The 25,606-nt window shown below is 35.3% G+C and carries 22 protein-coding genes, 1 tRNA gene and 1 pseudogene; 13 read left to right on the forward strand and 11 right to left on the reverse strand.

Features of this window, described 5'->3' with window-relative positions; translation table 11 throughout:
- The first annotated feature begins 207 nt into the window (after positions 1-207).
- From C7377_RS08155 to C7377_RS08175, 5 genes are all read left to right on the forward strand, one after another.
- On the forward strand, positions 208-1,371 hold the full coding sequence (locus tag C7377_RS08155) for an ABC transporter substrate-binding protein (protein WP_116496862.1): 1,164 nt from the start codon (positions 208-210) through the stop codon (positions 1,369-1,371).
- 5 nt (positions 1,372-1,376) lie between these two features.
- Positions 1,377-2,405, forward strand: a complete 1,029-nt coding sequence (locus C7377_RS08160) for an iron ABC transporter permease (RefSeq protein ID WP_116496974.1) — start codon at positions 1,377-1,379, stop codon at positions 2,403-2,405.
- Between the two features lie 2 nt (positions 2,406-2,407).
- Entirely contained in the window at positions 2,408-3,424 is a 1,017-nt protein-coding gene (locus C7377_RS08165) for an ABC transporter ATP-binding protein (RefSeq protein WP_116496863.1), read from the forward strand.
- 6 nt (positions 3,425-3,430) lie between these two features.
- The gene (locus C7377_RS08170; protein WP_116496864.1) at positions 3,431-5,572 is read left to right on the forward strand and encodes a TonB-dependent receptor plug domain-containing protein; all 2,142 of its coding nucleotides are present in this window, start codon (positions 3,431-3,433) and stop codon (positions 5,570-5,572) included.
- A 138-nt stretch (positions 5,573-5,710) separates the two neighbouring features.
- Positions 5,711-7,594 (forward strand): POTRA domain-containing protein, encoded by a 1,884-nt coding sequence (locus C7377_RS08175; RefSeq protein WP_165806880.1) that lies wholly within the window; start codon positions 5,711-5,713, stop codon positions 7,592-7,594.
- Here C7377_RS08175 and C7377_RS08180 read toward each other — a convergent pair.
- The 6 genes from C7377_RS08180 to C7377_RS08205 are packed head-to-tail and all read right to left on the reverse strand — an operon-like array spanning position 7,584 to position 14,083.
- Complete coding sequence (locus C7377_RS08180) at positions 7,584-8,504, reverse strand: DMT family transporter (RefSeq protein WP_116496866.1); 921 nt, start codon at positions 8,502-8,504, stop codon at positions 7,584-7,586. The genes C7377_RS08175 and C7377_RS08180 overlap by 11 nt on opposite strands.
- Positions 8,504-10,183: a sialidase family protein gene (locus C7377_RS08185; RefSeq protein ID WP_116496867.1), complete on the reverse strand. Its 1,680-nt coding sequence runs from the start codon at positions 10,181-10,183 to the stop codon at positions 8,504-8,506. Before C7377_RS08185 ends, C7377_RS08180 begins: the two co-directional genes overlap by 1 nt.
- Positions 10,184-10,223: 40 nt before the next feature.
- Positions 10,224-11,069 carry a fructosamine kinase family protein gene (locus C7377_RS08190; RefSeq protein ID WP_116496868.1) on the reverse strand — a complete coding sequence of 282 codons (846 nt, stop codon included), beginning with the start codon at positions 11,067-11,069 and terminating at the stop codon, positions 10,224-10,226.
- Positions 11,070-11,075: 6 nt separating this feature from the next.
- Entirely contained in the window at positions 11,076-12,266 is a 1,191-nt protein-coding gene (locus tag C7377_RS08195) for an aspartate aminotransferase family protein (RefSeq protein ID WP_116496869.1), read from the reverse strand.
- Position 12,267: 1 nt separating this feature from the next.
- Complete coding sequence (locus C7377_RS08200) at positions 12,268-13,572, reverse strand: DEAD/DEAH box helicase (protein ID WP_116496870.1); 1,305 nt, start codon at positions 13,570-13,572, stop codon at positions 12,268-12,270.
- Position 13,573: 1 nt separating this feature from the next.
- Entirely contained in the window at positions 13,574-14,083 is a 510-nt protein-coding gene (locus tag C7377_RS08205; protein WP_116496871.1) for a DUF7935 family protein, read from the reverse strand.
- 61 nt (positions 14,084-14,144) lie between these two features.
- On the opposite strand from C7377_RS08205, the gene C7377_RS08210 reads away from it, so the two are divergent.
- The 3 genes from C7377_RS08210 to C7377_RS08215 all read left to right on the forward strand — a co-directional run bounded on the left by C7377_RS08210 (position 14,145) and on the right by C7377_RS08215 (position 16,425).
- On the forward strand, positions 14,145-15,344 hold the full coding sequence (locus C7377_RS08210; protein WP_116496872.1) for a pyridoxal phosphate-dependent aminotransferase: 1,200 nt from the start codon (positions 14,145-14,147) through the stop codon (positions 15,342-15,344).
- Positions 15,345-15,404: 60 nt separating this feature from the next.
- Positions 15,405-15,489, forward strand: a tRNA-Ser gene (locus tag C7377_RS09395).
- A 240-nt stretch (positions 15,490-15,729) separates the two neighbouring features.
- On the forward strand, positions 15,730-16,425 hold the full coding sequence (locus tag C7377_RS08215; RefSeq protein ID WP_116496873.1) for a DUF502 domain-containing protein: 696 nt from the start codon (positions 15,730-15,732) through the stop codon (positions 16,423-16,425).
- Between the two features lies 1 nt (position 16,426).
- On the opposite strand, the gene C7377_RS08220 is transcribed toward C7377_RS08215, so the two are convergent.
- From C7377_RS08220 to C7377_RS08245, 5 genes and pseudogenes are all read right to left on the reverse strand, one after another.
- Complete coding sequence (locus C7377_RS08220; RefSeq protein ID WP_116496874.1) at positions 16,427-16,870, reverse strand: GNAT family N-acetyltransferase; 444 nt, start codon at positions 16,868-16,870, stop codon at positions 16,427-16,429.
- Positions 16,871-16,888: 18 nt separating this feature from the next.
- A complete protein-coding gene (gene cls / locus C7377_RS08225) occupies positions 16,889-18,334 on the reverse strand; it encodes a cardiolipin synthase (protein ID WP_116496875.1) in 1,446 nt (481 codons plus the stop codon).
- Between the two features lie 132 nt (positions 18,335-18,466).
- Positions 18,467-19,441: pseudogene (locus tag C7377_RS09855) on the reverse strand (AEC family transporter).
- A gap of 39 nt (positions 19,442-19,480) precedes the next feature.
- The gene (locus tag C7377_RS08240) at positions 19,481-20,179 is read right to left on the reverse strand and encodes an Mpv17/PMP22 family protein (RefSeq protein ID WP_116496878.1); all 699 of its coding nucleotides are present in this window, start codon (positions 20,177-20,179) and stop codon (positions 19,481-19,483) included.
- Between the two features lie 168 nt (positions 20,180-20,347).
- On the reverse strand, positions 20,348-21,022 hold the full coding sequence (locus C7377_RS08245; protein WP_116496879.1) for a Crp/Fnr family transcriptional regulator: 675 nt from the start codon (positions 21,020-21,022) through the stop codon (positions 20,348-20,350).
- A gap of 123 nt (positions 21,023-21,145) precedes the next feature.
- On the opposite strand from C7377_RS08245, the gene hcp reads away from it, so the two are divergent.
- From hcp to C7377_RS09405, 5 genes are all read left to right on the forward strand, one after another.
- Positions 21,146-22,798: a hydroxylamine reductase gene (gene hcp / locus C7377_RS08250; RefSeq protein WP_207778471.1), complete on the forward strand. Its 1,653-nt coding sequence runs from the start codon at positions 21,146-21,148 to the stop codon at positions 22,796-22,798.
- Positions 22,799-22,993: 195 nt separating this feature from the next.
- A complete protein-coding gene (locus C7377_RS08255) occupies positions 22,994-24,385 on the forward strand; it encodes a C1 family peptidase (protein ID WP_116496881.1) in 1,392 nt (463 codons plus the stop codon).
- Between the two features lie 97 nt (positions 24,386-24,482).
- Positions 24,483-25,064 carry a DUF1287 domain-containing protein gene (locus C7377_RS08260; protein ID WP_116496882.1) on the forward strand — a complete coding sequence of 194 codons (582 nt, stop codon included), beginning with the start codon at positions 24,483-24,485 and terminating at the stop codon, positions 25,062-25,064.
- Positions 25,065-25,142: 78 nt separating this feature from the next.
- Positions 25,143-25,319, forward strand: a complete 177-nt coding sequence (locus tag C7377_RS09400) for a hypothetical protein (protein WP_165806882.1) — start codon at positions 25,143-25,145, stop codon at positions 25,317-25,319.
- Between the two features lie 110 nt (positions 25,320-25,429).
- The gene (locus tag C7377_RS09405) at positions 25,430-25,603 is read left to right on the forward strand and encodes a hypothetical protein (protein WP_165806883.1); all 174 of its coding nucleotides are present in this window, start codon (positions 25,430-25,432) and stop codon (positions 25,601-25,603) included.
- Positions 25,604-25,606: the final 3 nt, after the last annotated feature.

A 25,606-nucleotide genomic window follows, 5' to 3' on the forward strand; every position in this document is an offset into this window, starting at 1 on the left:
TACTGTAAGTCCTACAAAAACGTTTTTATATCTAAATGCCACTGTTATTGTAATGGGAAGGCTATAAAAACAGGACGAGCCAGGAAACCTGCCTAAACAAACTGTTTGTATAAAAGCTTTCGGGAGTTAAAGCTAGAAACAGCATAAACAGCTATATTTTTGTTTTGCTTTCTAATCTCATCTCCTGAATACAATTGAATAATTAAAATGAAATTGAGTAAAATTTTCCTTGTCTTGTTCTTAACACAAGTCATACATATAGGTTGTGTAAAAAAACAAGTAGAACCAAAGACCATAGCGAGAAAAAAATCCGACAGCATTGACTTCGCATTCCAAACAGAAATTAAATTTGCGAAAGGTTTTAAAGTCATTAATCATGCCAGACACAAGGAAATCATTGTCTTTCATCCAGAAACTAGAGATACTCTAAGCGTATATATCACAGCACTGCACGACACAAGCTTGCCTGACAACATAAAAACAAAAGGTATCCATATCTCCGTTCCGGCACAGACCATAGCATGCCTATCCACTACACATGTCGGAGCTGTTGAAATTCTCAACTTACACGAAAAGCTAATTGGAGCAGGTACACCAGAATATATTTGGGATAAAAAAATACAAAACCGAATTGCCCAAGGCAAGATTAAGGAAATTGGTAGAGGGATGGGATTCAATCTAGAAAAGATTGTTGCATTAGAACCAGATATTTTAATGCAAAACTATATGGACAAGACTGATGTAGATGGTAATTTGACCAATTTGGGAATTGCTGTTGTCTATAATAATGCTTGGAGAGAAGAGACACTGCTTGCAAGAGCTGAATGGCTTAAACTAATGGGACTTTTATTTGGCAAAGAGCAAATGGCTGATAGTATTTTTAATAAGGTCGTATGTAACTACAATGAAATTAAAAACACAGCATCAAAAGCAGAGAGAAAACCAACAGTAATGTATGGTCATGATTTTAAAGGAGTATGGTACCTCCCACAGGACAAAACATATTCTGTTGAAGCAATACGTGATGCCAATGCTAATTTAAAAACAGCGGGTGCAGGTAGCAAAAGCTTACCTAAAAGTTTCGAGGAAGTTTTTGAAATGTATCACGATGCAGAATATTGGCTCAGTACACACAGTAAAATTCAAGATATGGACGAATTTCTATCTACTAATCCACGATATGGTGAGTTTCAAGCCACTAAAAACAACAAGGTTTATCTCAATAATAAAAGAGAGAAGCCTGATGGGGGAAATGATTATTGGGAAAGTGGCATCAACAGACCTGACCTCTTGTTAAAGGATATTGTAAAGATATTGCACCCAGAGTTGTATCCAGAGTATGAATGCATTTACTGGAAACATTTAGAATAGCAACTATGAAACGTAACTCTCTCCTATTTATTATAATAAGTATGGGAATTGTTTTGATTTTCTTACTTGATCTAAGATTAGGTAGCGTAGCAATTCCTATGGATGCTATTGTAGATTTACTTCAGGGAGAGCCTATCAAACAATCTTGGGAATATATTCTTATTAACTTCCGTTTACCCAAAGCAATAACAGCTTGCATCGTCGGTGCAGGAGTTTCAATCACAGGCTTACAAATGCAAACGCTCTTCAGAAACCCTTTAGCTGACACATCTATTTTAGGTGTGGGGCACGGAGCCAGTTTAGGAGTAGCCACTTTTGTTCTTGCACCCAATATACTTCCAGGACTCTTGTCAACTTCCATTTCAAATAATTACTGGGGATTGATAATAGCCTCCATTATGGGTGCTTTTGTAGTTCTCGCTATCGTTTCCAGCATAGCTACATGGATGCGTGATATCGTATCATTATTAATTATTGGGGTCATGTTAGGATTCATTACAGGATCCTTAGTCTCAATTTTACAGTTTTTTAGTGATCCTGAGACTGTTCAAAGTTTCCTTATCTGGACATTTGGAAGTCTCTCTGGGACTACATGGACACAACTGCAATTTCTAATTCCAATTGTGAGCATAGGACTTTTTGCGTCTTTACTTCTACCGAAAAGTATGAATGCCATTTTACTTGGAGAAAATTATGCGAAAAGCGTCGGAGTGAGTGTTAAAACCATACGTATAACATTAGTAGTGCTCACCGGACTTATCACTGGAACGCTTACTGCCTTTGTGGGGCCCATTGCTTTTTTAGGAATTGCTGTGCCACACGTTGCTCGTTTATTATTTAAAACAGCAAATCATCGTACACTTATTCCTGCTACTATGCTATTAGGAGTCTTGTTGATGCTTTGTTGTGACATCATCTCGCAACTTCCGGGCAGTAATACTACCATACCTATCAATTCTGTTACATCTATTTTAGGGGCACCTATTGTCATCTTTGTTATCATGCAAAATCGTCGTAAAAAGTCAATATTTTAAGCATGAAAAAAACAATTTTAAATCTTCAAAAAACCGCTACAGGTTATAAATACAGCAATAAAACCAAAGTTATTTCTAGAGAAATTAATGCCAGCATAGATGAAGGGAAACTAGTTGCATTATTAGGTCCGAATGGCTGTGGAAAATCGACTCTGCTAAGAACTATTGCAGGATTACAGCCCAGCCTAGAAGGGACTATATTTATCAACAATACTAAGATTGAAAACCTTAAAGGAAAAGCTAAAGCCAAATTATTGAGCTTAGTGCTTACAGACAGAATTGAAGTTGCCAACCTAATTGTTAGAGACATTGTGGAAGTTGGCAGATATCCCTATACAGGCTCTATGGGAGTACTACAGCCCAAAGATGAAATCCTCATAAACGAAGCTATCCAGCAGTGCAACCTTGAAGATTATTCGGATAGAATGTATAGCGAATTAAGTGATGGTGAGAAACAACGCGTTATGCTGGCTCGTGCATTAGCACAAGACACCCCGCTAATGATGCTAGATGAACCAACGGCACATCTGGACTTGCCTAATAGAGTTGAGTTAATGAAAATGCTTCGCGATTTAGCACAAGAAATGAATAAAGCCATACTACTTTCTACCCACGAATTAGATTTAGCTCTGCAGTGGTGCGACACCATTTGGCTAATGAATACCGACGGATATATAGAGTCAGGTTTTCCAGAGGATCTTGTTTTAAATGATGCCTTTGCCAAAGTTTTTAGTAATGATTCATTCTATTTTGATAAAACTACAGGGGTCTTCAAACTAAATAGAAGAACATATGGCACTGTCTTCCTTACAGGAAACAATGTTATAAAAGAATGGACACGGCGAGCTCTGGAAAGAGAAGGCTATGAGTTGATTGATAACGAAAAAGATGCAACCCATTGCGTTCATATTCAAGACTCTAAGAAATGGCTACTGAAAAACCAAAACAAAAAAATTAGTTGCAGTTCCATAGAAGAATTGCTCAATAGAATAAACAATTTAAATAATAATGTTAAATAAAATATTATGAAAAAGTTATCCATTTTAATTATCAGTTTTTTTATGCTTAGCATTGGCTACGCAAAGGAAAATGTCGCTGACACTATCAAAACTCAAGAAATTGAGGAGGTAGTTATCTATTCTTCAAGAACAGAATCAAAATTAAAGGAGTTGCCATTAAAAGTCGAAATTATCAATCAAAAGGCAATTAGTAATTCGGGCTTAAGCAGTGTAGAGGATTTATTAAAGAGAAGTATATCTATTGATTTAGTGCAATATCCCAACTACTCTACAACCTTTGGTTTTCGAGGTTTTGCTCCTGCTGGTCATGATGCTAGTTATGTAAAAGTACTTGTTGATGGAATTCCTTCCGGAACAGTTAACTTATCCATATTACCACTTACCGATATTGAGAGAATAGAAGTATTAAAAGGTCCCTTCTCATCATTGTATGGAACTAGTGCCATGGGAGGTTTAGTAAATATCATCACGAAAAAAAATACTGAAAAATTAACAGGAAACATCAGTGCAGGATATGGTAGTTTCAACCTGCTTGATTTAAATGCAAGTATAGGAGGAAAAATAAAAGGTGGATTTTCATTTGATGCAGCTACATTTTATAGAAAAAGTGATGATTATACCTCTGGTGAAGAAAATTTTTATACTTATAATCCTACTGAAGAACTTATCCTAGGGAAAGAGTCTTATGGTAAAGAAATGAAAAATACTGCGACTGACAGTAAAGGGGGCAATTTACGATTAGGTTATAAATTTAACGACAACTGGTCGCTAGATGTTTACCAATCCTACTTCTTGGTAGATGATGTTGCTACTAATGGAGGTTTTTATAGTGAAAATCCAAGTTATATTAAAGACATAGACCGATACAGTATTTATGGAACTCTAGATGGGCAAATAAACAGACACAACATCAAATTTAATCCATATTATAATAATGAAAATTCTGAGTTTAACAGTCCGACTACTGGCAACAAAGATTTTGGCAATGAAAATAAAAATTTTGGATTCCAACTTCAAGATTTATTTAAAATAAAAAAACATGTCATTATCTTTGGTCTAGATAATGACAATATTAACTACACATCAAATAAATTCGATCCAAGCAACGGACAGCCAATAGCACCATGGAACCCAGATTATACTAACAATTCATTAGGTGCTTTTGTGCAAGCGAACTTCAAATTAGGAAACCGTATTAATCTTACAGCTGGTGGACGTTATGATTTTATGAAATTAAAACTTGAAGCTAATGACTTCTTAGGCAATCCTGAAAGCTCAGAAGATCATAGCGTATTTAATCCTAATGTCGGTTTAAAAATAAAAATTGACAAAAATACTTCTATACATGCTAATGTTGGAACTGCTTATTTAGCACCGAAAGCAATGCAAAAAGCAGGTTCTTATAGTATTTCATACACTTGGGGTGGCAATACATACAATACGAACTATAAAGGCAATCCTGATTTAGACCCAGAGAAATCCATCACTTACGATATTGGAATAGGTTATCACAATATAGCACAAGGTATAGATCTGGATGCGACTTATTTCAATACCGACCATAAAGATAAAATTGTAAATAATGTATTTGTAGATCCTGATCCTAGTAACTGGGGTGATGAGTACTACACTTATACAAATGCTAGCAAGGGTCGCATGGATGGTGTAGAATTGGTTGCAAGTTATGACTTTGGTAGCTTAGCTGATTATGCATTCTCATTAAAAGCCTACTTAAACACCACGCTTCTGTTCAATGCTGACGTAAAATCAGACGAGGAAGATGCCCAATGGGAAGAGCTTAAATACGTACGCAAACATACAGGAAATTTCGGATTGCATTTCAAAACAGATAAAAAATGGGATATCAAACTTAACGGTCGGTATATTGGTAGTCGAATTACTTCAAAATATTCAATGTCTCCTCAATTAGAGGCTTTAATAAACAAAAATCAACCACAATACGCTAAAAAGGGTGTATTAAAATATCCACAAGCTATAGTTTTTGATGCTCATCTATATTACAATCTAACAGATAATTTTACCATTGGTTTCAATGCAAATAATATCTTAGATGAAAACTATGCAGAAAACGATACCTACAATATGCCAGGTAGAAATTTCTTAGGACGAGTAAGCTATAGGTTTTAATAAATTTAATAATTAATGAAAATGCTATCTCTTCCCGGAGGTAGCATTTTTTTATTGTCATTTAGTAAAAATCTGGATATCAAAACAGATATAATAATATTATTTTTTAGTACCTTTCGCCCTAAATTTCTGTACAACTTGAAAAATATTTTATATTACATATTTCTAGGGATTTTTTTATTTGCATCTGCTGTAGGCTCTTATGCCCAAGATGAACAGCAGGCTACAGATTCTATTTTTCATTATGAGGATACTAATCTCTATAAACAAAAACAATTTTACAACAATTGGAAAGAGAAGGCCTCCAAACATAAATGGTCTAACGAACTTTTCAACATATTGTTTGATCCACCCACAGCAACCACACCCAAAAGTATATCTAAAAATAGTATTGCACGCTCCTTCGCTTCGCACGAAGGCAAGTGGATAAGAAAAATTACATTTACCGTAACCAATCCCTTTGGGAAAACTGTGAACGGACTCCCCACCGATAGTACAGACAATAAATTAGCTGAATTTGGAAATCGTGTACACATGAGAACCAAAGTTAGCCATCTGAAGCGTGTCATGTCCTTAAATGAAGGTGAACCTCTTGATATCAAGCTACTTGAGGAAAACGAAGAGAAGCTACGTTCCTTAGGATACATAGATGAAGTCTTTCTAACAGTTACAGATATTGGTAACAATGAGGTAGAAATAGATTTTATATTGAAGGATCGGTTTGCATGGTCTTTTAGTTATCAAGCAAATAATCTAGTCGCACATAAAGCTAAAGTTTACAATAAAAACCTATGGGGATTAGGACATAATGCTAGAGTTGCCTATTATTATAATCCAGACAAACATGTACAACACAGCTTGGGTTTCGAATACTCTATTCCTTCCATTGGTAATTCAAAAATTCAAGCAACAGCTATTGCTGAAAATACACATCATAATAAAAAACTATCTCTTGAATTGGATAGAACTTTTATTGATTATAGAACAAAATATGCAGGCGGATTAAAAGTCAGTTCCTATAAAGACGCTGATCATGTACCTACTAACGACATTGCTAGATTCGATAATGAAATAAATTTTCACGAGGTTGATCTATGGGGCGGTACCACACTACCTTTTAATCTAGAAGCAAAGAATGAATATGCACGATACAGGAAAGCATTGACAGCAAGACTATACAGAGTCAATTTCACAAAACATCCTGAAATCAAAGCCGACACAAATGTATTTCTATTAAAAACTACTGGAGCTTTGCTCGGTTATAATGTTTCCAAACAACAGCTGTTCCTTAGTAATTTAATGTACAGCTATGGTCGTGTAGAAAATATACCGTATGGTTATTTAGCTCAAATATTTGTAGGGACAGTTTACAACGACTGGAATCGCAAAGGCTATATCGGACTGAACTTCTCACGTGGATATTATAATGCTAGAAAGAGTCATTATTTTTCAACACGTTTGAGTGGTGGTACGTTCTTAAATAGGCAAGGTTTTTTAGATGGACTGATAAGCGCCGAGTTTAGTTATATCTCTAGATTGTATCGATTTAGAGACACCAAACACCGTCATTTCTTTAAAGTTAAATATATCGTCGGGCTGAATCCAACTGATGATTTCTTGAATCTGAACGAAGACAATGGATTGAGGAATTTCAAAAGCGAAGAAACTACAGGCGACAGAAAGCTCGTAGTCAATGTTGAAGACGTTTTTTTCTCTCCTATGACCATTGCGGGTTTTCGTACAGCATTCTTTTCATTTTTGGACCTAGGATACATTGCGAGTGATAATAGCAAGATTATCAGCTCCGACAATATTTATGGCGGTGTAGGCTTAGGAGTTAGATTAAACAATGACAATTTTGTTTTTAAGACCTTCCAAATCAGTTTTTCATTATTTTTCAAAAGACCTGACGACGTAAGCTTCTTTAGACCTGACGCATCCAGCGTAAAAAGACAAGAATTCACCAACTTCTATATTGAAAAACCTTATTTCTTTTTTCAAGAAGAAACGTTTAAGAGATAGACTTCTTCTTTTTCACGATTTGGGTATTGAGCAGTATCAGTGCAATTGCAATAATACACATGCCCACTATAGCTAAAAATGTAGGATATTCATCAGGGAGTATAATCCAACTAAGAATTGCACCCAGTACCGGTGTTATAAACTTCCAAGTATTTAAATCGGAAACCTTGACTCCTGGACGTTTGAGCAATGAAAACCAGATCGTAATAGCAGCTGCAGACAGAAAGCTGAGCCAAGCTAACGACAGATAATATTCCTTAGGATAAATTTTCCATTCAAATTTTTCAAAAAATAAAGATATGATAAAAAGTGCGGCACCGCCCACTACAAGCGAAAACGAGCTTAAAACCATAGGTGGCAAGCCCTTACCATATTTAGAAATGACAACATTCCCAATACCTCCAATAATATTATTAAAAAGAAGCAGTACAATTCCTAACCATAGTAAAGGATAATGCATCGAAGCATTTTCTTTATTGAGAGAAATAATAGCCACGCCTAACATTCCTAAAAAAATAATGGAAGTCTTCCTTTTAGATAATTTATCATCGGAAGTCATAAAATGAGCTACTAACGAGGCAAAAAGAGGTCCTGCACCAATTAGCATAGCTCCTAATGAGGCTGGCACTTTTTCTAAGCCTGTATAGAATAGCGCATACACTAAAGTGGTTTGAAGTAAAGCTACTAAAATAATGATTTTCCAATGGGCTTTCGCAATTTTCCATTTTGCAGGAAAATTTTGAACAAAAGGCAGAATCATTAAACCTGAAAGAAAAAATCGAATTCCTGCAAATTGTAGCGGAGTCGTATATCTGAGTCCTATTTTAATGCCAACAAAGGCTGTTGACCATAGAAAACAAGCTACAATAGCTAAGAAAATTGTATTGTTAAAAAAATGATTCTGTTTCACTAATTTCGTATCAACTCCTTAATGTGGTATATTTGAAACACTAAGTCAGCACCACTTCCTTCATACAATATACCTACATGTTCATCATCAACTTTAGTCAGGGACGAATAGCCCCTTCCCTCTCCAGAATCTATGAGTGTGGTATGTTTTGGCAACCAACTTTCAGCATCATCTAAACTCACTTTTATACTCATATTTTCTCTTTTTGCTTTTGATGCGGGATTGCTGAACAAAACAATAGACCTCAGGTTACCATCAACAAGAAATTCATCTTTTATCAAACTGGCTTGACAACTAGGTTCTACCAGCGCGCTATTTGATGTTGAATGGTTTGTCCAAGTGGCTCCGAAATCATCAGTAAATGCAATAGCTCTACCATTAGTCTTAGAATCATTACCTTTATTGTGAATATCACGCATATTTAACATTAAATTGCCATCATTCAAAACAATAGCCTGAGACTCCATAGTATTGGCTTTAGCACCAGATCCTATTTGCCATGTCCTCCCTCTATCTTTGCTATAAATAATCGATGCAAAAGGAGTATAAGTTTCACCATCTATAGAGGGTTTATCTAGTTTTTCTTTAAACTGAACGGGAAAGACTAGCACACTATCTCCTACTGTGACACCTCTACCTGGTGCTTGCATCAATAGTTGCCAATCAGGATTTTTAACCTGTGAAGTGATATTATAAGGTTCAGACCAAGTTTTACCATCGTTAGTGCTTTTGACTAAGACTAACTGTCCTGTTCTACGCGGTGACATACCCGGGCGACTACCTGTCCAAACCATTTTTTTCTCATTCATACCGTGTGCCCATAAGGCTGCAACCCATAATGTATGATTTTTCTCATCATACAGAATAGAGGGATCACCTACCCCATTTAGTTTTTCTGGCTTTCTTCCATACTCACCCATATCAATAACAACATCGGTGGGTTGCCAAGTTTGTCCGCCATCAGTACTGCGACTCATTCCTACATCTATATCACCTTGCAAATCTTTACTGCTATTATGACGTATATCATAAACAGCAATCAACGTACCTTTACGAGTAGTTATCAAACCCGGTATACGATAGGTATCAATACCGCCTTGACCGTGTTGTAAGAGCGCTATCCCAAATTTTCGTTGCAATGAACCCAAATCAAGCTTATACTTTTTCCCACTTATGGTCATTGAAAGCGGTGTTATCTCTAAATGATTGTTAATATTCGCATTGTCTTTTAATGAACATTTTAATCTAAAAGAATTTCTCCCTTTCGAAAGTTTCACTTTGTCACTAAAAGTCAAAATGCTATCGGCTGTAACTTTAGTTAGCTCACCAAAGGTTGATATACTATCTTTATCATCAATATATTCTAAAGAAAATCCTTTGAAATCTTCAAGGTTTTCTGTCCCTTTTAGAGTAAAACTCAATCCTTTTAGATAGATTGACATACGATGATCTTTCACTTGGAAATTCCAAGAAAGAACGATATTATCTTCTTTAGCTTTTAAAATAGGTGTAACATCACTATGTACTTTTACAAATTCTAATGAATTTTTCAAGCCATGAGACAATGGGACTTCTACATCATATGTCTTAGTTTCTATGACTACTGGCTCCTCTTTATCCTTTTTACAAGAAAAAGTAAAAAGAATTAAGATAATGCTAATGAATTTATAATAATGCATATTGTTTCTTCTTTTATTTATCTATACAAAGATACAATAATTATGCTTTTAGATAGTCTTTAATTATGGACGTTGCTGATTGCAAATAACTATTTCCAAATAAATTAACATGATTGAGAATATGATAGAGTTTATATAAAGGTTCTCTGTATTGCCATCCTTCTTTAAGAGGATAAACCTCGTTATAACTTTGATAAAATGATTCTGAAAATCCTCCAAAGAGTTTGGTCATTGCTAAATCTGCCTCCCTGTGTCCATAATATACAGCCGGGTCATAAATGCATGCTTCACCTTTTGAATCTACCATAAAGTTTCCACTCCATAAGTCCCCGTGCAGTAAAACAGCTTCTTCTTCGCTCCCATTTAGCACCTCATGAACGGTAGGCTCAAGCTTCTCATAGAATAGCTGTAAGGTTTGGGTCCAAAAACCTTGATTTTTCAGCAAATCCAACTGATAACGCAAGCGATATTCTCTGTAGAATGTCTCCCAGCTATCACATTTCGTATTGATCTGTGGAGTGTTGCCAATAAAATTATCTTCAAAGAAACCAAAATAAGAAGAAGTTGTTTGATGTAACTTGGCAAATTTTCTTCCAAATTGTGTAAAAAAATCCCTTTGAGGCTTCCCCTCTTCTATGAATTCAATAACTAAATATTCCTCATTTGAAAAAATAACATTAGGAACACGTATTGACTGTGATTCTCTTAGCGCCTCTAATCCATGAGCTTCACACAGCAATGCCTTAGAATTTTGCATCCCTGTTTTTACTACATACTTATTTCCTTTTTCAGAAGTAACAAGAAAAGTATCAGCTATAGAGCCGCCTCCTAATGTCTCCTTAGAAATACAGCTTTCATAAAGATATTCTGAAATTTTTTGCAACATGAAAATCTATTTCAATGCACTTATAATTAGGTTAATCGCTTCCTCAATTTCCCAATCAGTTATGTTTAGCGGAGGGGAAATACGAAATGTATTCGAATAAAATAAGAATGGGTCATTTATAAGTCCTAACTCAAAACCTCTTTGCATATAGCTTTCAAAAGAAGCTGCATCGTACATTTCTACAGCCAAAAAGAGACCAATACGTCGTATTTCTTTTACTTGTGGCAAATCCTTTAATGCTGTTTCGAATCGTCTTCCCTTTTCTTCAACCTTGTCTAAGATATTACCCTCAGTTAACAATTCAAAAGAAGCCAAACCTGCAGCTGCCGATACGGGATGCCCCCCAAATGTAGTTATATGACCCAACATGGGATTGCTGGTAAATGAATCTAAGATTTTTTTATCAGAAATCAAACCACCAAGAGGCATACCACCGCCCATTGCTTTAGCTAAACACAAAATATCGGGCACAATGCCATAATTTTCAAAAGCAAAGAGTTTACCTGTTCGTCCAAATCCCATTTGTATTTCATCGAAAACAAGTAGAGCTCCTACCTCATCACATCGTTTTCTTAACTTTTTTAGGAAATCGTCTTCAGGCAAAATGCAACCACCTTCTGCTTGTATTGGCTCAATGACTACGCAGGCAGTTTGCTCAGTAATTTGCCTTAATTGTTCTTCATTATTAAATTCTAAGATACGTATCTCTGGCAACAATGGGCGGTAAGCATTCTTTAAACTCTCGTTACCAATACTGAGAGCACCGTGAGTACTTCCGTGATACGCATTTTTAAAAGCTACGATTTCTCTACGCCCTGTATATCGCTTTGACAACTTTATAGCAGCCTCTATCGCTTCACTTCCTGAATTTACATAATACAAATTATTCAACCGCTCTGGCAACGCATCAGTCAATTTCTTGGCATATAGTACTTGCGGTGCTTCTACATATTCGCCATAGACCATCAAATGCATATATTTCTCGGCTTGCTCCTTTACGGCATTCACTATTTTAGGATGGTTATGCCCCAGATTTGACACGGAAACACCAGAGACCAAATCTATATAACGCTTCCCATCTGTGCTGTACAAATAAATTCCTTCTGCCTTCTCTATTTCAAGCCCTATAGGTTGTGGGGAGGTTTGTCCAATATGTTGAAAAAATAATTGTCGTTTAGATACCATCTTATTCTTCATTTTACTTATTCTTCTTTTTTCTGCCACTGCGTTTAGCCGGCTTTTTATTCCCACGTTTCTTTTGATGAAATGCACCGCCACCGCCTTTTACCGTATCTTTCACTCGAATATTCTTAGTAATAATTCTTTCTTCTTCAAGTAAATCCTCTGATATTTTTAAATTAGAAGGCAATTCAAGTACTTCTATTTCTCGGCTAATTAATTTCTCAATTTCCAGCATTTGTTCTTCCTCTTCTTCAGTAAAGAAAGTTATGGCAACGCCCGAACGTTCTGCTCGTCCTGTTCGCCCCACTCTATGTACAAATTCTTCATTAAGAATAGGTAAATCAAAATTAATAACATGAGTAATATCATCGATATCAATACCTCTCGCACCTATGTCTGAAGATATTAAAATACGGGCATCTCCTTCTTTAAATGCTCTTAGGGTTTCAAAACGCGTATTTTGTGCTTTATTAGAATGGAGTACCCCCATTTCCTTCCCGAAATCTTCCAGCAATTTGGTTTGTACCAAATCAGCACGCTTCTTTGTTCTTACAAAAATCATCACTTTATTAAAGTCCGGTACTGACAACAGTAATTTTAACAAGTTGATTTTCGTATAGAAATTTGGCAACATATAAGCTCCTAGTGCAATATTTTCTACAGTTGATGCTTGGCGAGTGACCTCAACACGACGAGGATCCAAAAGAAACTCATCAGCCAATTTACTCACTTCCTCAGAATAAGTTGCCGTGAATAGCAGGTTTTGATGGCTTGTAGGCAATGCAGCATGTATCGTATTCAACTGATGAATAAATCCCATATCCATTAAACGGTCTGCTTCATCTATTACTAAGGTTTTCACTTTCGATAATGTTAATACTCGAGTCATATAAATATCAATGCAACGACCCGGCGTAGTAACCAACAGATCAACTCCTTCGGCAACACTTGCTGACTGCGTACGAATATTAGAGCCTCCGTAAATGCCTAAAATTCTCAAATCATTAAATGATGCTAAGAGTTCGGCAGCTTCTACCACTTGCTGTACCAATTCACGTGTCGGTACGATAATCAATGCACGCGGAGCCATTTCCTGAGCATAATGCAGACGCTCCAATATGGGGAGCAAATAAGCAAAGGTCTTCCCTGTTCCTGTTTGTGCAATACCAATGACGTCTTTCCCTGACCGTATCGGTTTCAATGCAGCCGACTGGATTGGTGTAGGATGTTCAAAACCATTCTCATTCAGACTCTTCATTAACGATTTGTTGAGCTTCATCTGCTCAAAAGTGGTAAACTTCTGTTTTTTTATCTCTGCCATCCTATTGTCCTTGTATTATCCTTGCTTCTTTCCTCAATTGTTGTAATGTAGTACCAATATAATCTTCCTTCTCATTACTATACTGCATCAGGAGTTCTTCTCCCAAACGCTCCTTAGTCTCAACATCAGTTGTAGAAGCTGCTTTGTTTATTAATTGTATCAAACGGTCTTTTGCCATTGAGATAGACTGCCATAGAGATTCAGACACATAAATCTGTTGAGAAAAATTGTGTTCAAATTCTTCTCTTATGGTATTCAACAACAATAATTGCAATTGCTTTGCATCACTTGTTTTATGCATTAATCGCATTAATAATGATTGTGGCTTGCTACGTTCTAAGAACAATGAAAGTCTTTCATAGGCTTGCATTTTAAGTGCGAAGATTGCTTTTTCATCTCTTGAAACAGGTATGTTTGGCACTTTTACATTTTTGTTTTTTCTCTCAGTCCACAGATATACTAAAAGTACTAGTGAGCCTACAATGAGTGCCATTAATATGTAGTTCTCCATTTATTAATAAATAAGAATTATATTTGTATTTCGACAAAATTAGTAAATTAAATCATTAGTTATGAGTAAGACTATATTATCTGATAAAATAAATGCACTTGAGAACTCACCAACCATAGGGATGGCTCAAAAAAGCAGAGAGTTGCAAGCACAAGGAATTGACATTATCAGTTTAAGTGTGGGGGAGCCTGATTTTGACACGCCAGAGCATATCAAAGAGGCAGGAATAAAAGCGATAAAAGAAAATTATTCACATTACACACCCGTAGCTGGCTACAAAGTCTTATTAGAGGCGATTTCTTTAAAACTCAAAAGAGATAATGATTTAGATTACAACACCAATCAAATCGTGGTTTCGTGCGGGGCAAAACATTCATTGTATAATATTTTCCAATGTATTATTAATCCTAATGATGAAGTCATTATTCCTTGTCCGTATTGGGTTAGCTATAGTGAAATTGTGAAGCTTGCCGGAGGTGTTCCTGTATTTGTAGAAACTGGAATGGAAGATGGTTTTAAAATCACGCCTTCACAGCTAAAAGAGAAAATAAACGATAAAACAAAAGCCCTTTTCCTAAACTCTCCTTCTAACCCAACTGGCAGTATTTATTCTAAACAAGAATTAGAAGAGATCGCTAAAGTAGTGGCAGACTATCCTAATTGTATGATTGTTTCCGATGAAATTTATGAATACATCACTTACGAAGGAACACATGAAAGCATCGCACAGTTCGACTTTATTAAAGACCAAGTGGTTGTGGTTAATGGAATGTCTAAGGGCTATGCCATGACAGGATGGCGCATCGGCTATATGGCGGGACCTGAATGGCTTGCAAAGGCAGTGAGCAAGCTACAGAGCCAATTGACTTCTGGGGTCACTTCTATAGCACAAATGGCTTCTATAGCTGGGCTTACAGGCACTGATGAACCGATTGTAAAAATGCGTAACAAGTTCAAAGAGCGTAGAGACTTAGCCGTGAAACTAATGAAAGAGATACCCGGTTTTGAAATTGAAACACCGAAAGCAGCTTTCTATTTATTTCCAAAAGTCAACCAACTATTTGGTAAAACATACGAAGATAAAACAATAAATAATGCTACTGATTTTTCCTTATTTTTGCTAGAACATGCAAGGGTTGCCACTGTAACAGGGGAAGCATTTGGTGCACCAGACTATATTCGATTATCGTATGCAACCTCAAACGAAATGATAGAAGAAGCTCTAAAACGTATCAAAGAAGCGGTGGCTCTGCTAAAATAAAAGAGCAGTTTCGGTTTTGATACCATCATAAAATAATGTTTCTTTGCATTATTTTTTACAGGAAAGATGACAGAGTGGCCGATTGTGCACGCCTGGAAAGCGTGTGATGTGCAAGCATCCGGGGGTTCGAATCCCCCTCTTTCCGCTTTAAGTAAATGCCATAATTTGACGCAGTCCTTCGATAATACTAAAAGACGTAAATCTTCTCCAGTACGATGTTCAAAAGCCAAAAGATTTTGAACATCACACAAATTATTCGCAATTCTTTTAAAATCTATAAAAAATTTATTTTTGACCAACACTATTTTATTTTGGTGCTATTTTTGCTATGCTACTAAACGTGTAATTTTGAATATTTTTATAAATACTATTACTTAACTTGTTTATGAAAAAGCCAACAAACAATAAGGTAAATTATAAATCTTATATTCTGAGTAAAATATTGAGTGGGTTCATATTTGCTCTTCCCCTCATAATTATTTTACTGCTTTTTATTTTTCTGTTCCGTTTAGTTGTTGGTGTTATCACTCCATTCAGCCAAACACTTACTGATACAGTGAACATAAACGTGTGGATACTCAATTTGTTTGCACTTTTAATTCTTGTGGGACTTTTTTTACTTATTGGGGTTTTCGTTTCCACGGCAAGAGGACAAAAATTCTTTCTCAGCATAGAAAACAATATTTTTTCATCAATTCCTCTTTACAATACCATTAAGAACATTATTAATCAATTTACCAGTGTAGAAGATAAGCCTTTCGAAGAAGTCGTATTGATTGATGTTTATCATACGAATTCGCATATGGTGGGTTTTATTGTAGAGCGTATGGGCAATGGATTCTGCATCGTCTATGTGCCGACGGCACCTAACCCGACTAACGGATTCGTTTATCACGCTAGAGAAGATGATTTAATCAAGATAAATACATCTACAGATAAAGCCATGGCGACAGTCATAGGAATCGGAGCAGGAAGTAAAGCGATTTTTAAAGGGAAAGCCTACGAGGAGTTTGTTAAAGATGCTTTTGAGAAGAAACCTGTTGTAACTCCAAATACTATCAATGAAATTACTGAGGAGTAGCTTATTTTTTGTACAGCATTGTCATATGAGGAATACCATCTTCTAAATACTTATTTCCAGTGGCTTGGAAGCCTAAATCCGCATAAAATTTCTCAAGATAGCATTGTGCTGAGATGCAAATGTCTGAAGTATGAAAATGATTTTGAATGGCATTAATTGATGCTTTTACTATTTCGTATCCATACTTTTGATTACGTTGCGCTATTGAAACCACTACCCTGCCGATACTTGCTATTTCAAAATACTCTCCTGGAGCAAAAACACGCGAATAGGCAATGATTTTCCCTGCATCCTTCCCTATCACATGCAACGCCATTTGATCTTTTCCATCTATATCTTGATATACACATTGTTGTTCTACGACAAAAACCTCGCTCCGAAGTTTAAGTATCGCATAGAGTTCATCTCTTGACAATTCATCAAATGATTTAATCGCTATTTTCATTCATCATAATATTAATGGTTAAAGCAACGGCGAAAATACCCGAATAGCCTTTTCTAAAATTTGGATTGATTTTCTTCGCTTACTCCACTCGGCGAGCTCTAATTCTTTTGCATCTGATAAATCCTTAAAGAATAAAGTTTTCAATTCAGTTGCAAAATCTTCATCGTAAACTAGTGCATTGACTTCAAAATTCAGGTCAAAACTTCGGTTATCAATATTTGCTGTGCCTACTACGGCTAGCTGCTCATCGCACACCATCGTTTTTGCATGAACAAAGCCTTTTTGGTATAGGTAAATTTTAATCCCCTTACTCAATAGATCTCTAAAATATGACTTGCTTACAGAGTTAACAAAAATGGAATCTGATTTTTCAGGTACTAAAATACGTACATCAACTCCACGCAAAGCAGCCATATGCAGTGCCTGAATAAAATCTTCACTAGGAATCAGATATGGCGTTGTGATATAGACTTCCTTTTTAGCCACTGCTATAGCTTGTAAAAAGCTATACAATATACTTGGATTCTTAGAATCAGGACCACTTGAGACCACCTGAACCCATTGCCCCGCTTCTAGCCTCGTATGTTCTTTGAAAAATTCAGCTCTAGGTTTCACTTCTTGATTCGCACAGAAGTTCCAATCTGCTAAAAAGATGCGTTGCAGTTCCCAAACCGCTTCTCCTTCAATCATGAGGTGGGTATCCCTCCAATAATTCTTTGTGATTTGTTTGTTAATATATTTATCGCTGACGTTAATGCCTCCTACAAACGCCTTTTCACCATCAATAATGACAATTTTTCTGTGATTTCGATAATTCAATCTATTGGCAAGATAAATAAAGATAACTTTATAAAAGGCAAAGGCTTCCACTCCGTTCTTGCGCATCTTTTTTACAAGGTTTTTACGAATCCTATTACTCCCAAAGTCATCATAGATAAACCTTACTTCTACTCCTTCTTTGGCTTTCTGCATTAATATCTTTGCAATTTCATTACCTATCTCATCATTTTCATAGATATAATATTCCATGTGAATATGATGCTTAGCATTCTTTAGCGCATCTAATAAGTACACAAACTTTTGTTCTCCATTTTCCAATAATTTCACTTTATTGTTTCTGGTAGGAAGACATTTATTATCGGAAAAAAGCATTTGACTCAGACCATAAAAATTGTTGTATCTGCTTTTAAATGCTCCTTTGGATTTTTTAAGATAAAACTGGATAATCTCACTAATTCTATCAGCTTGTTTATCATCTAAAAGTAGCTTTTTGTCATAGATCCCAGACTTTCGATAGTTTAAACCAAAGGATAGATAAATTAGCACGCCAAGTATAGGAAGTATAAATATAAGTAAGATATAAGCGGAAGCCTTAACTGACGATTTGGTATCGTAAATAACTCTAATGGATATACCAATTAGAAATAGATAATATGCTAGTTTTAACAACAGATCCCAATTCATACCTGTAAATATAAGAAAACTGAATTATTTTATTTAAAAAAGTATCAATATAACTTTATAGGAATGCATTTTACGTTAGTGTAAAACTAAAAAGGGAGTTGTAAGATTTTCCCTATCTCAGATTATTGGCTTCTAAGTCAATTTTCTGATGAAAATTTCCAATAAAAACGCCTTTCTATTGAATCTTTTTTTTAGAAAATCTGAATTAGCCAATACCACAGTCCAATAGTTAAAAATGACAGAGGTATTCCAACACTCAACATAAGACTGCAAAAAACGTGGTTTTAAACCATATTCAATCGCAACAATCGCTGCCGTAATCATAGACGCCATCGCAGATTCTATAACCGTAATTTCAATAATCTGACCTGTTTCCTTAAAGACAATGAAACATAAAGTAAAGATAATCGCGGGAAAAAGTAAAAGTTTAAAACCTAATCCTAACCAAACGTAGTTCCAGTGCAGACTTTTAAAGTCTAATTTTAATTGCATGCCAACAGAAAGAAGGGCTAAAGGCACAACCAAACTCCCCATCATATCTAAAGTAGCATCAATATCTTCAGGAATGTTAAGTTGACATAAATTAAGCGCCCAACCTATGACGAAAGCAAGAAAGGGTGGGAATTTAAGAATGTTTCCAACGACCAGCCTTGCTGATATTTGATGCTTATTAGCATAAATATTGGCAATTAATATCCCTACGGTTGTAAGCGCAACGAAACTACCAGGTTGGTCAACCATAATCACAGTTTCTATGCCCTCTTTACCATAAAGTGCCAGTATCACATGAATACCCACAAATGACGTGTTGCCAAAACCAGCCATGATGATTAACGCACCTGTTAACGATTTACTCCAGCCGAATTTATACCCCAAAAAACCAAACAACAACCATCATAGTCCTATATTTACCCAAGGCATCAAAATCGGAAATAATAATTCTGAAGTTAATTCGATTTTAGGGATAAAATAAAGCGTAAGTGCTGGTAAGGCAAAGTATATGACTAAGGAATTTAATGTCTTGAAAGCATCAACATTTACAACTTTAAATTTCTTGAGCAAATAACCTGCAAGAAGACAAATAAATATTAAATAGATTGAGGACATACTTTTTTAAATCTAATGCGTCTTTAATACTAGAGGGGTTTACTCAACTGCACTGCTTTTTTGTGAAGCAATAGCAAGTAAAACACCTAGCATAATTCCTAATAATGCGGCAAAGAGAACTTGAAATTCCGGAGGTAATAAAAAAGTTATCGTATGTGCTGGTATCCAGAAAAATGGAATCGTCTTTTTGAAGACAAATCCCCACTGTACGCCCCAATCTAATTCTTGAAATATTTTTTTGAAGCGAATGGGCGTAAATAGGCCAGCAACAGTCCCGCCATTAGCAAGAATATGAGTATCAGTAATTTTATGAAATGTCATCATAACTGGAGCATAAATAGTATTCATTGCTGCACTGATGCAAAACGCTACAACTAATTTATCGGTACTAAATGCTTGCTTCATCACCGATATTGCTTCATCAAAACCCAAATAGGCAAGGAACTGAGGAACTCCTGTAGCAAAAATTATCAAGGACATTTTGACCGTCAATCCTAAGAAACCCCAAACTATAGCACGAGGAATGATTCCAAAACCTTCTTTATTGTATTGTCCTGTTTTTATACGCAAACCAATAACTTCTCCTAAGGTAGCTAGAATAGCAAATTTAATGAAGGACATTAGCATTCCATGTTCAGTATTAAATTTAGTATAGGCATCATAAACGCTATCAAAAATAAAAAATGGAGCAAATACTATGATACATACACTAATAAATAGTAAGTCTTTCTTTTTCATCGTCTTGTAAAATCTTAAATAAATGGTTTGTTTAGAAAAAGTTTTAAAATGATGCCAAAGATATTCTAAATAACTAACTATTAAAAAAAGCCAAGCTATGTTTGTTATAACATAAGCTTTAAATAACGAAAAAGACTAATTCTTTACAGACCACTTCATCTAGAATCATCATTTTCCTAAGTAACTCATCAATAATCTTTCATCCAATATTTTCACCCGTTTATTTTTGACAACAATAATATTTTCTTCCTGAAGTGCTAAAAGATTTTTGGTGAGTGCTGGTCTAGTTATTCCAAATAAGGCAGCTAGAGCTTCATGCGTTTTTCCTAAAGGGAAAAAATCTTTATCAGGATGTTGTTGCTTAATTCCAAGTAAATAATGAGCTAATTTCTGTTTTACATTTTTCAAGCTTAAAAATCTCAGTTTCTGTGATACGGTCACAAATCGATTAGCCGTAGCATTGAGGTAGTTTCTAAGGATTGCATCTTCCATCTGTAGCAATCGCAGGAACTCTTCTTTTGGGATTCTCAACACTTTAGCCTGAGTGGTTGCTACGATATTTACTAAAAGTTTATCCTGAGTTGCAAATAAAAAAGCCTCAGCAAAAGTACTGGGTGCAAAAATATCATCAACTACTACATTCTTACCATTAAAATTTGCTACTTCTCCCCTTACACGACCTTCAAGCAGTACATGCAGACTATCACAAGTATCGCCACTATACGCGATAATATTCTCAGCTTGATAATCACGGACTTGATAATGGATCTTTTCAAAAGCATGAGATAGATTAGCTATAGATATTCCTTTGAATAAAGGTATTTGTGAAAGTATTTTAATCATTTTTTAGGATAAAGATAAAGAAAAACGCCATTATGTAATCCAAATTACATTTTTCATTACAACGAATCAGCATCTTTGTATCAATTCAATGAAAAAACACATTAAAATATAGAAATTATGAGTATGTTTTGTTATCAATGTCAAGAGGCTACTAAAGGAGTTGCCTGCACAGTAGTAGGAACTTGTGGCAAAAAAGAGGATTTATGTCACTTGCAAGATTTAACGATGTATGTGCTGAAAGGAATATCCATCTACACAACATTAGCAAGAAAACAGGGTATTGAAATAAATGATAGCGTAAATAAAGTTGTTTTTGATGGCTTATTCATGACAATAACCAATGCAAATTTTGATAATGAAAGATTTGTAAATTTCATCAAAGACGCTCTAAAAGTAAGAGATGAAGTTCGAGAGTCATTTGTAAATGCAGGCGGAAAACTACCTGAAGAATTGCATGACAGTGCGATATGGACTGGAGAAACAGAAGAAGAATTTGAAGCCAAAAATGAAGACGTGAGTGTTCTTGCTACAGAGAATGAGGATATTCGCAGTTTAAGGGAATTAGTGACTTATGGTGTTAAAGGAATGGCGGCATACGTAGAACACGCGTACAATCTGGGGCATGAAAAAGAAGAAATTCATGTGTTCATTCAAAGAGCTTTGGCATCAACTACCGACGACAGCCTATCTGTAGATGATTTAGTAGGTCTCACATTAGAAACAGGGAAGTATGGTGTTGAAGCCATGCAGTTGTTAGACAATGCAAATACATCATCTTACGGAAATCCTGTAGCTACGAAAGTGAATATCGGAGTTGGAGACAAACCGGGAATACTAATTAGTGGTCACGACCTTAGAGATATTGAAGACTTACTTATCCAAACTGAAGGTAAGGGAGTAGATGTTTATACTCACTGCGAAATGTTACCTGCACATGCTTATCCGGCATTCAAGAAATATAAACATTTCATCGGAAATTATGGAAACGCATGGTGGCAACAAAAAGAAGAATTTACAGCCTTCCAAGGTCCTATTTTGTTTACGACCAATTGTATCGTTCCCCCTTCAAAGAGTTCAACCTATGCAGATAAAGTATTTACAACAGGAGCTGCCGGTTATCCTGGATCTAAGCATATTCCAGATAGGGAAAAAGGCGGTCGTAAAGACTTCTCTGAAATTATTGAATTAGCAAAAACGTGCCCTCCTCCAAAGGAAATAGAAACCGGAGAAATCAATGGCGGATTTGCTCACAACCAAGTGATAGAATTAGCAGACAAAGTTGTAGATGCAGTGAAGAGTGGTGCGATTAAGAAGTTCTTTGTAATGGCTGGTTGCGACGGTCGCCAAAATAAACGTAACTACTATACTGATTTTGCATCAAAATTACCACAAGACACTGTTATTCTTACGGCTGGCTGTGCTAAGTTTCGCTACAATAAGTTAGCATTAGGAGATATTGGTGGTATACCTCGTGTTTTAGATGCAGGGCAATGTAACGACTCTTACTCATTGGTAAAAATAGCTTTGGCATTGAAAGAAGTCTTTGGCTTGGATGATTTAAACGACTTACCAATCGCCTACAATATTGCTTGGTATGAACAAAAAGCCGTTATTGTACTGTTAGCATTATTACACCTAGGCGTTAAAAACATCAAATTAGGACCTACCCTACCGGCATTTCTTTCTCCTAATGTAGCAAATGTTTTGATTGAAAATTTTGGAATTTCAGGCATCGGAGAAGTAGAGGAAGATATGGAAAATCTCTTAAGAGCTTAAAAAAACACCAATTTAAAATAAAACAAATATGTCCAAAAAGAGAAAGGAGTTACTGATATAGTGACTCCTTTTTTTGATTTTTATATTATACAACATCTATTGTTTATTAATCAAACATATCCTTTGAGCTTTCAAAAAATATTGGGTATTTTGTGATGATAAATTCAGAATGTTAAAACCAATAATATCTAAAATATGAGAAAAATTGCATTTTTAATTGTATTCATTAGCCTGTGGTTAAGTTCATACGCCCAAGAGGGAACCATAGGCAAAGAGCAAATGAGAGAAATAAAAAAGTCGTACAATGCCAACGACCCGGCGACAAAGGCTCTTACAAATGCTTTGAGTAACAATGATGTTATGAAATTAGTGCTTAGTCGTGAAAATTTAAGCACTGTAGATCATAATTTCACATATAGGGTAAATGCGAAGGGTATCACAGACCAAAAAAGCTCCGGACGTTGTTGGATGTTTACCGGAATGAATGTATTGCGCCCATCAATTATTGAGAAATACCAACTATCAAACTTTGATTTTTCACACAACTATTTGTACTTCTGGGATATTTTCGAGAAATGTAATCTCTTTTTAGAAGCTCAGATAAAGTATGCCAACCTTCCAATGGATGACAAATCGGTTGATCATTTGTTTCGAAGTACAATAGGTGACGGTGGTGTCTGGAATTCTTTCTCAAATCTTGCAGAAAAATATGGACTCGTTCCTGAACAGGTAATGCCTGAGACTAACACAAGTAATAATACTCACTGGATGCTAAAGCTTATCAAACGTAAATTACGTGAAGATGGTTTAGAAATACGCAATATTGCAACGTCAAAAACGTCAAAAAATGCTATTCAAAATGCCAAGATTAAAATGCTCGGAGATATTTATCGAATATTATGCTTGAATTTAGGCGAGCCGCCTGCAGAGTTTGACTACCGCTTTGTTGATAAAAATGGAAAACTTGGTGAATACAAGACTTACACACCTATATCATTCATGAAAGAAGTTCTTGGAGATTATGATTTTTCGAACTATGTGATGTTGATGAATGACCCTTCTCGCCCCTACTTCAAAATGTATGAAATTGATTATGATCGTAATGTGATGGAAGGTAAAAACTGGATTTATTTGAACCTTCCTTCTGATGATATTAAAAAGTTTGCCATAGAAAGTATTAAAAATAATGAGGCAATGTACGCTTCCTGTGATGTGAACAAACAGATAAATAAAGATTTAGGATATAGCGATATTTACAACTATGATTTTGAGTCACTTTATGGAGTGGAATTCGGAATGAATAAGGCACAACGAATCAAGACTTATGATAGTGGCTCTACTCACGCTATGACATTAATAGCTGTAGATTTGAAAGATGATAAACCTGTAAAATGGCAATTTGAAAACAGTTGGGGAGCATCAGCGGGACACAATGGTTATTTAACCTTTACAGACAAGTGGTTTGACGAATATATGTTCCGAGTGGTAATCAACAAAAAATACATTGATGCCAAAACACTTGAATATCTGAATCAAAAACCTATAGTACTTCCACCTTGGGATCCTATGTTCAGGGAAGATTATTAATAATATCGGACAGAAAAAATAGAAAGGAGTTTCAAAATTTTGTAATTCCTTTTTTTATTATTCAGCATCATAGTAAATTTAGCAATAAAAAGTCTTGATGCGAAAATCTTTCTATTTACTACTTTTCCTCTTATCCTTTACCACGATATTCGGTCAAACAAACTTTTACAAGCAACTTGCTGATTCTGCATTTGTATTAACTCAACAAAAAGTACAATACGACCCTAACTATTTTAAAATAACCTATCCTAATGGTGATATTCCCGAAAATAAGGGTGTATGCACTGATGTAATAATAAGGGCATATCGAAAAGTTGGTGTTGATCTACAGAAGGAAGTCCATACAGATATGAAAACTCATTTTGGTAAATATCCTAAGATCTGGGGATTAAAAGGGACTGATACCAATATAGATCATCGCAGGGTTCCAAATCATATGACTTTCTTCTCAAGATTTGGGGAGGTACTAGAAATAACAAACAACGCTAATGATTATAAGCCTGGAGATATTGTTTGCTGGAATTTAGGTGGTGGTATCACCCATATCGGTATTGTATCTAGCAAAAAAAGTCTAAAAAATAAGAGTCCTCTGATTATACACAATATTGGAGCCGGTCAAGTTCTGCAAGATTGTCTTTTTGATTATAAAATTATAGGACATTACAAGTATAAAAAATAGCTTTCTGTCCCTAATTTTCTACTCAAAATATCAATTTTAAAAAATTCAGTATTTTATTAATAATTTAATTTTAAAACTATGAAACTAATTAGTGGAATCATTTTAGTTATCGCAAGTATAATATTACTTTTCATCAATTCTAGAACTGATTTCTTTGATGCACTTGCAGGACTACTGCTAGGACTAGGTGTCGGACTATTGGTAGGATATTTTCAAAAGTCAAAAAAGAAACCTAAGAATCAACACTTGTATTAGCAAATAAACTTTCTTAAACTCCCCTAAATATTCTGCTTTGTAACACACTTTAGTTACTATTTAGATCTCACCTATTTTTGTTACATTTGTTGTCAAACGTTTATTTAATTATGAAAAAACTGTTGATAGGAATAGCTTGTGTGGTTTTAGGATTGGCTCTACCTGAGTTAGAATTATCATATCGGTTTATCTCCTTTTTATCTGGAGCACTACTCGGAGCAGGTATCGTAATCATAATTATTGAAGCTTTTAGACTCATAACAAAATCAATAACTAAAAACTAATAC

This window comes from Balneicella halophila, assembly GCF_003096835.1.
Taxonomy (GTDB): Bacteria; Bacteroidota; Bacteroidia; order Bacteroidales; family Balneicellaceae; genus Balneicella; species Balneicella halophila.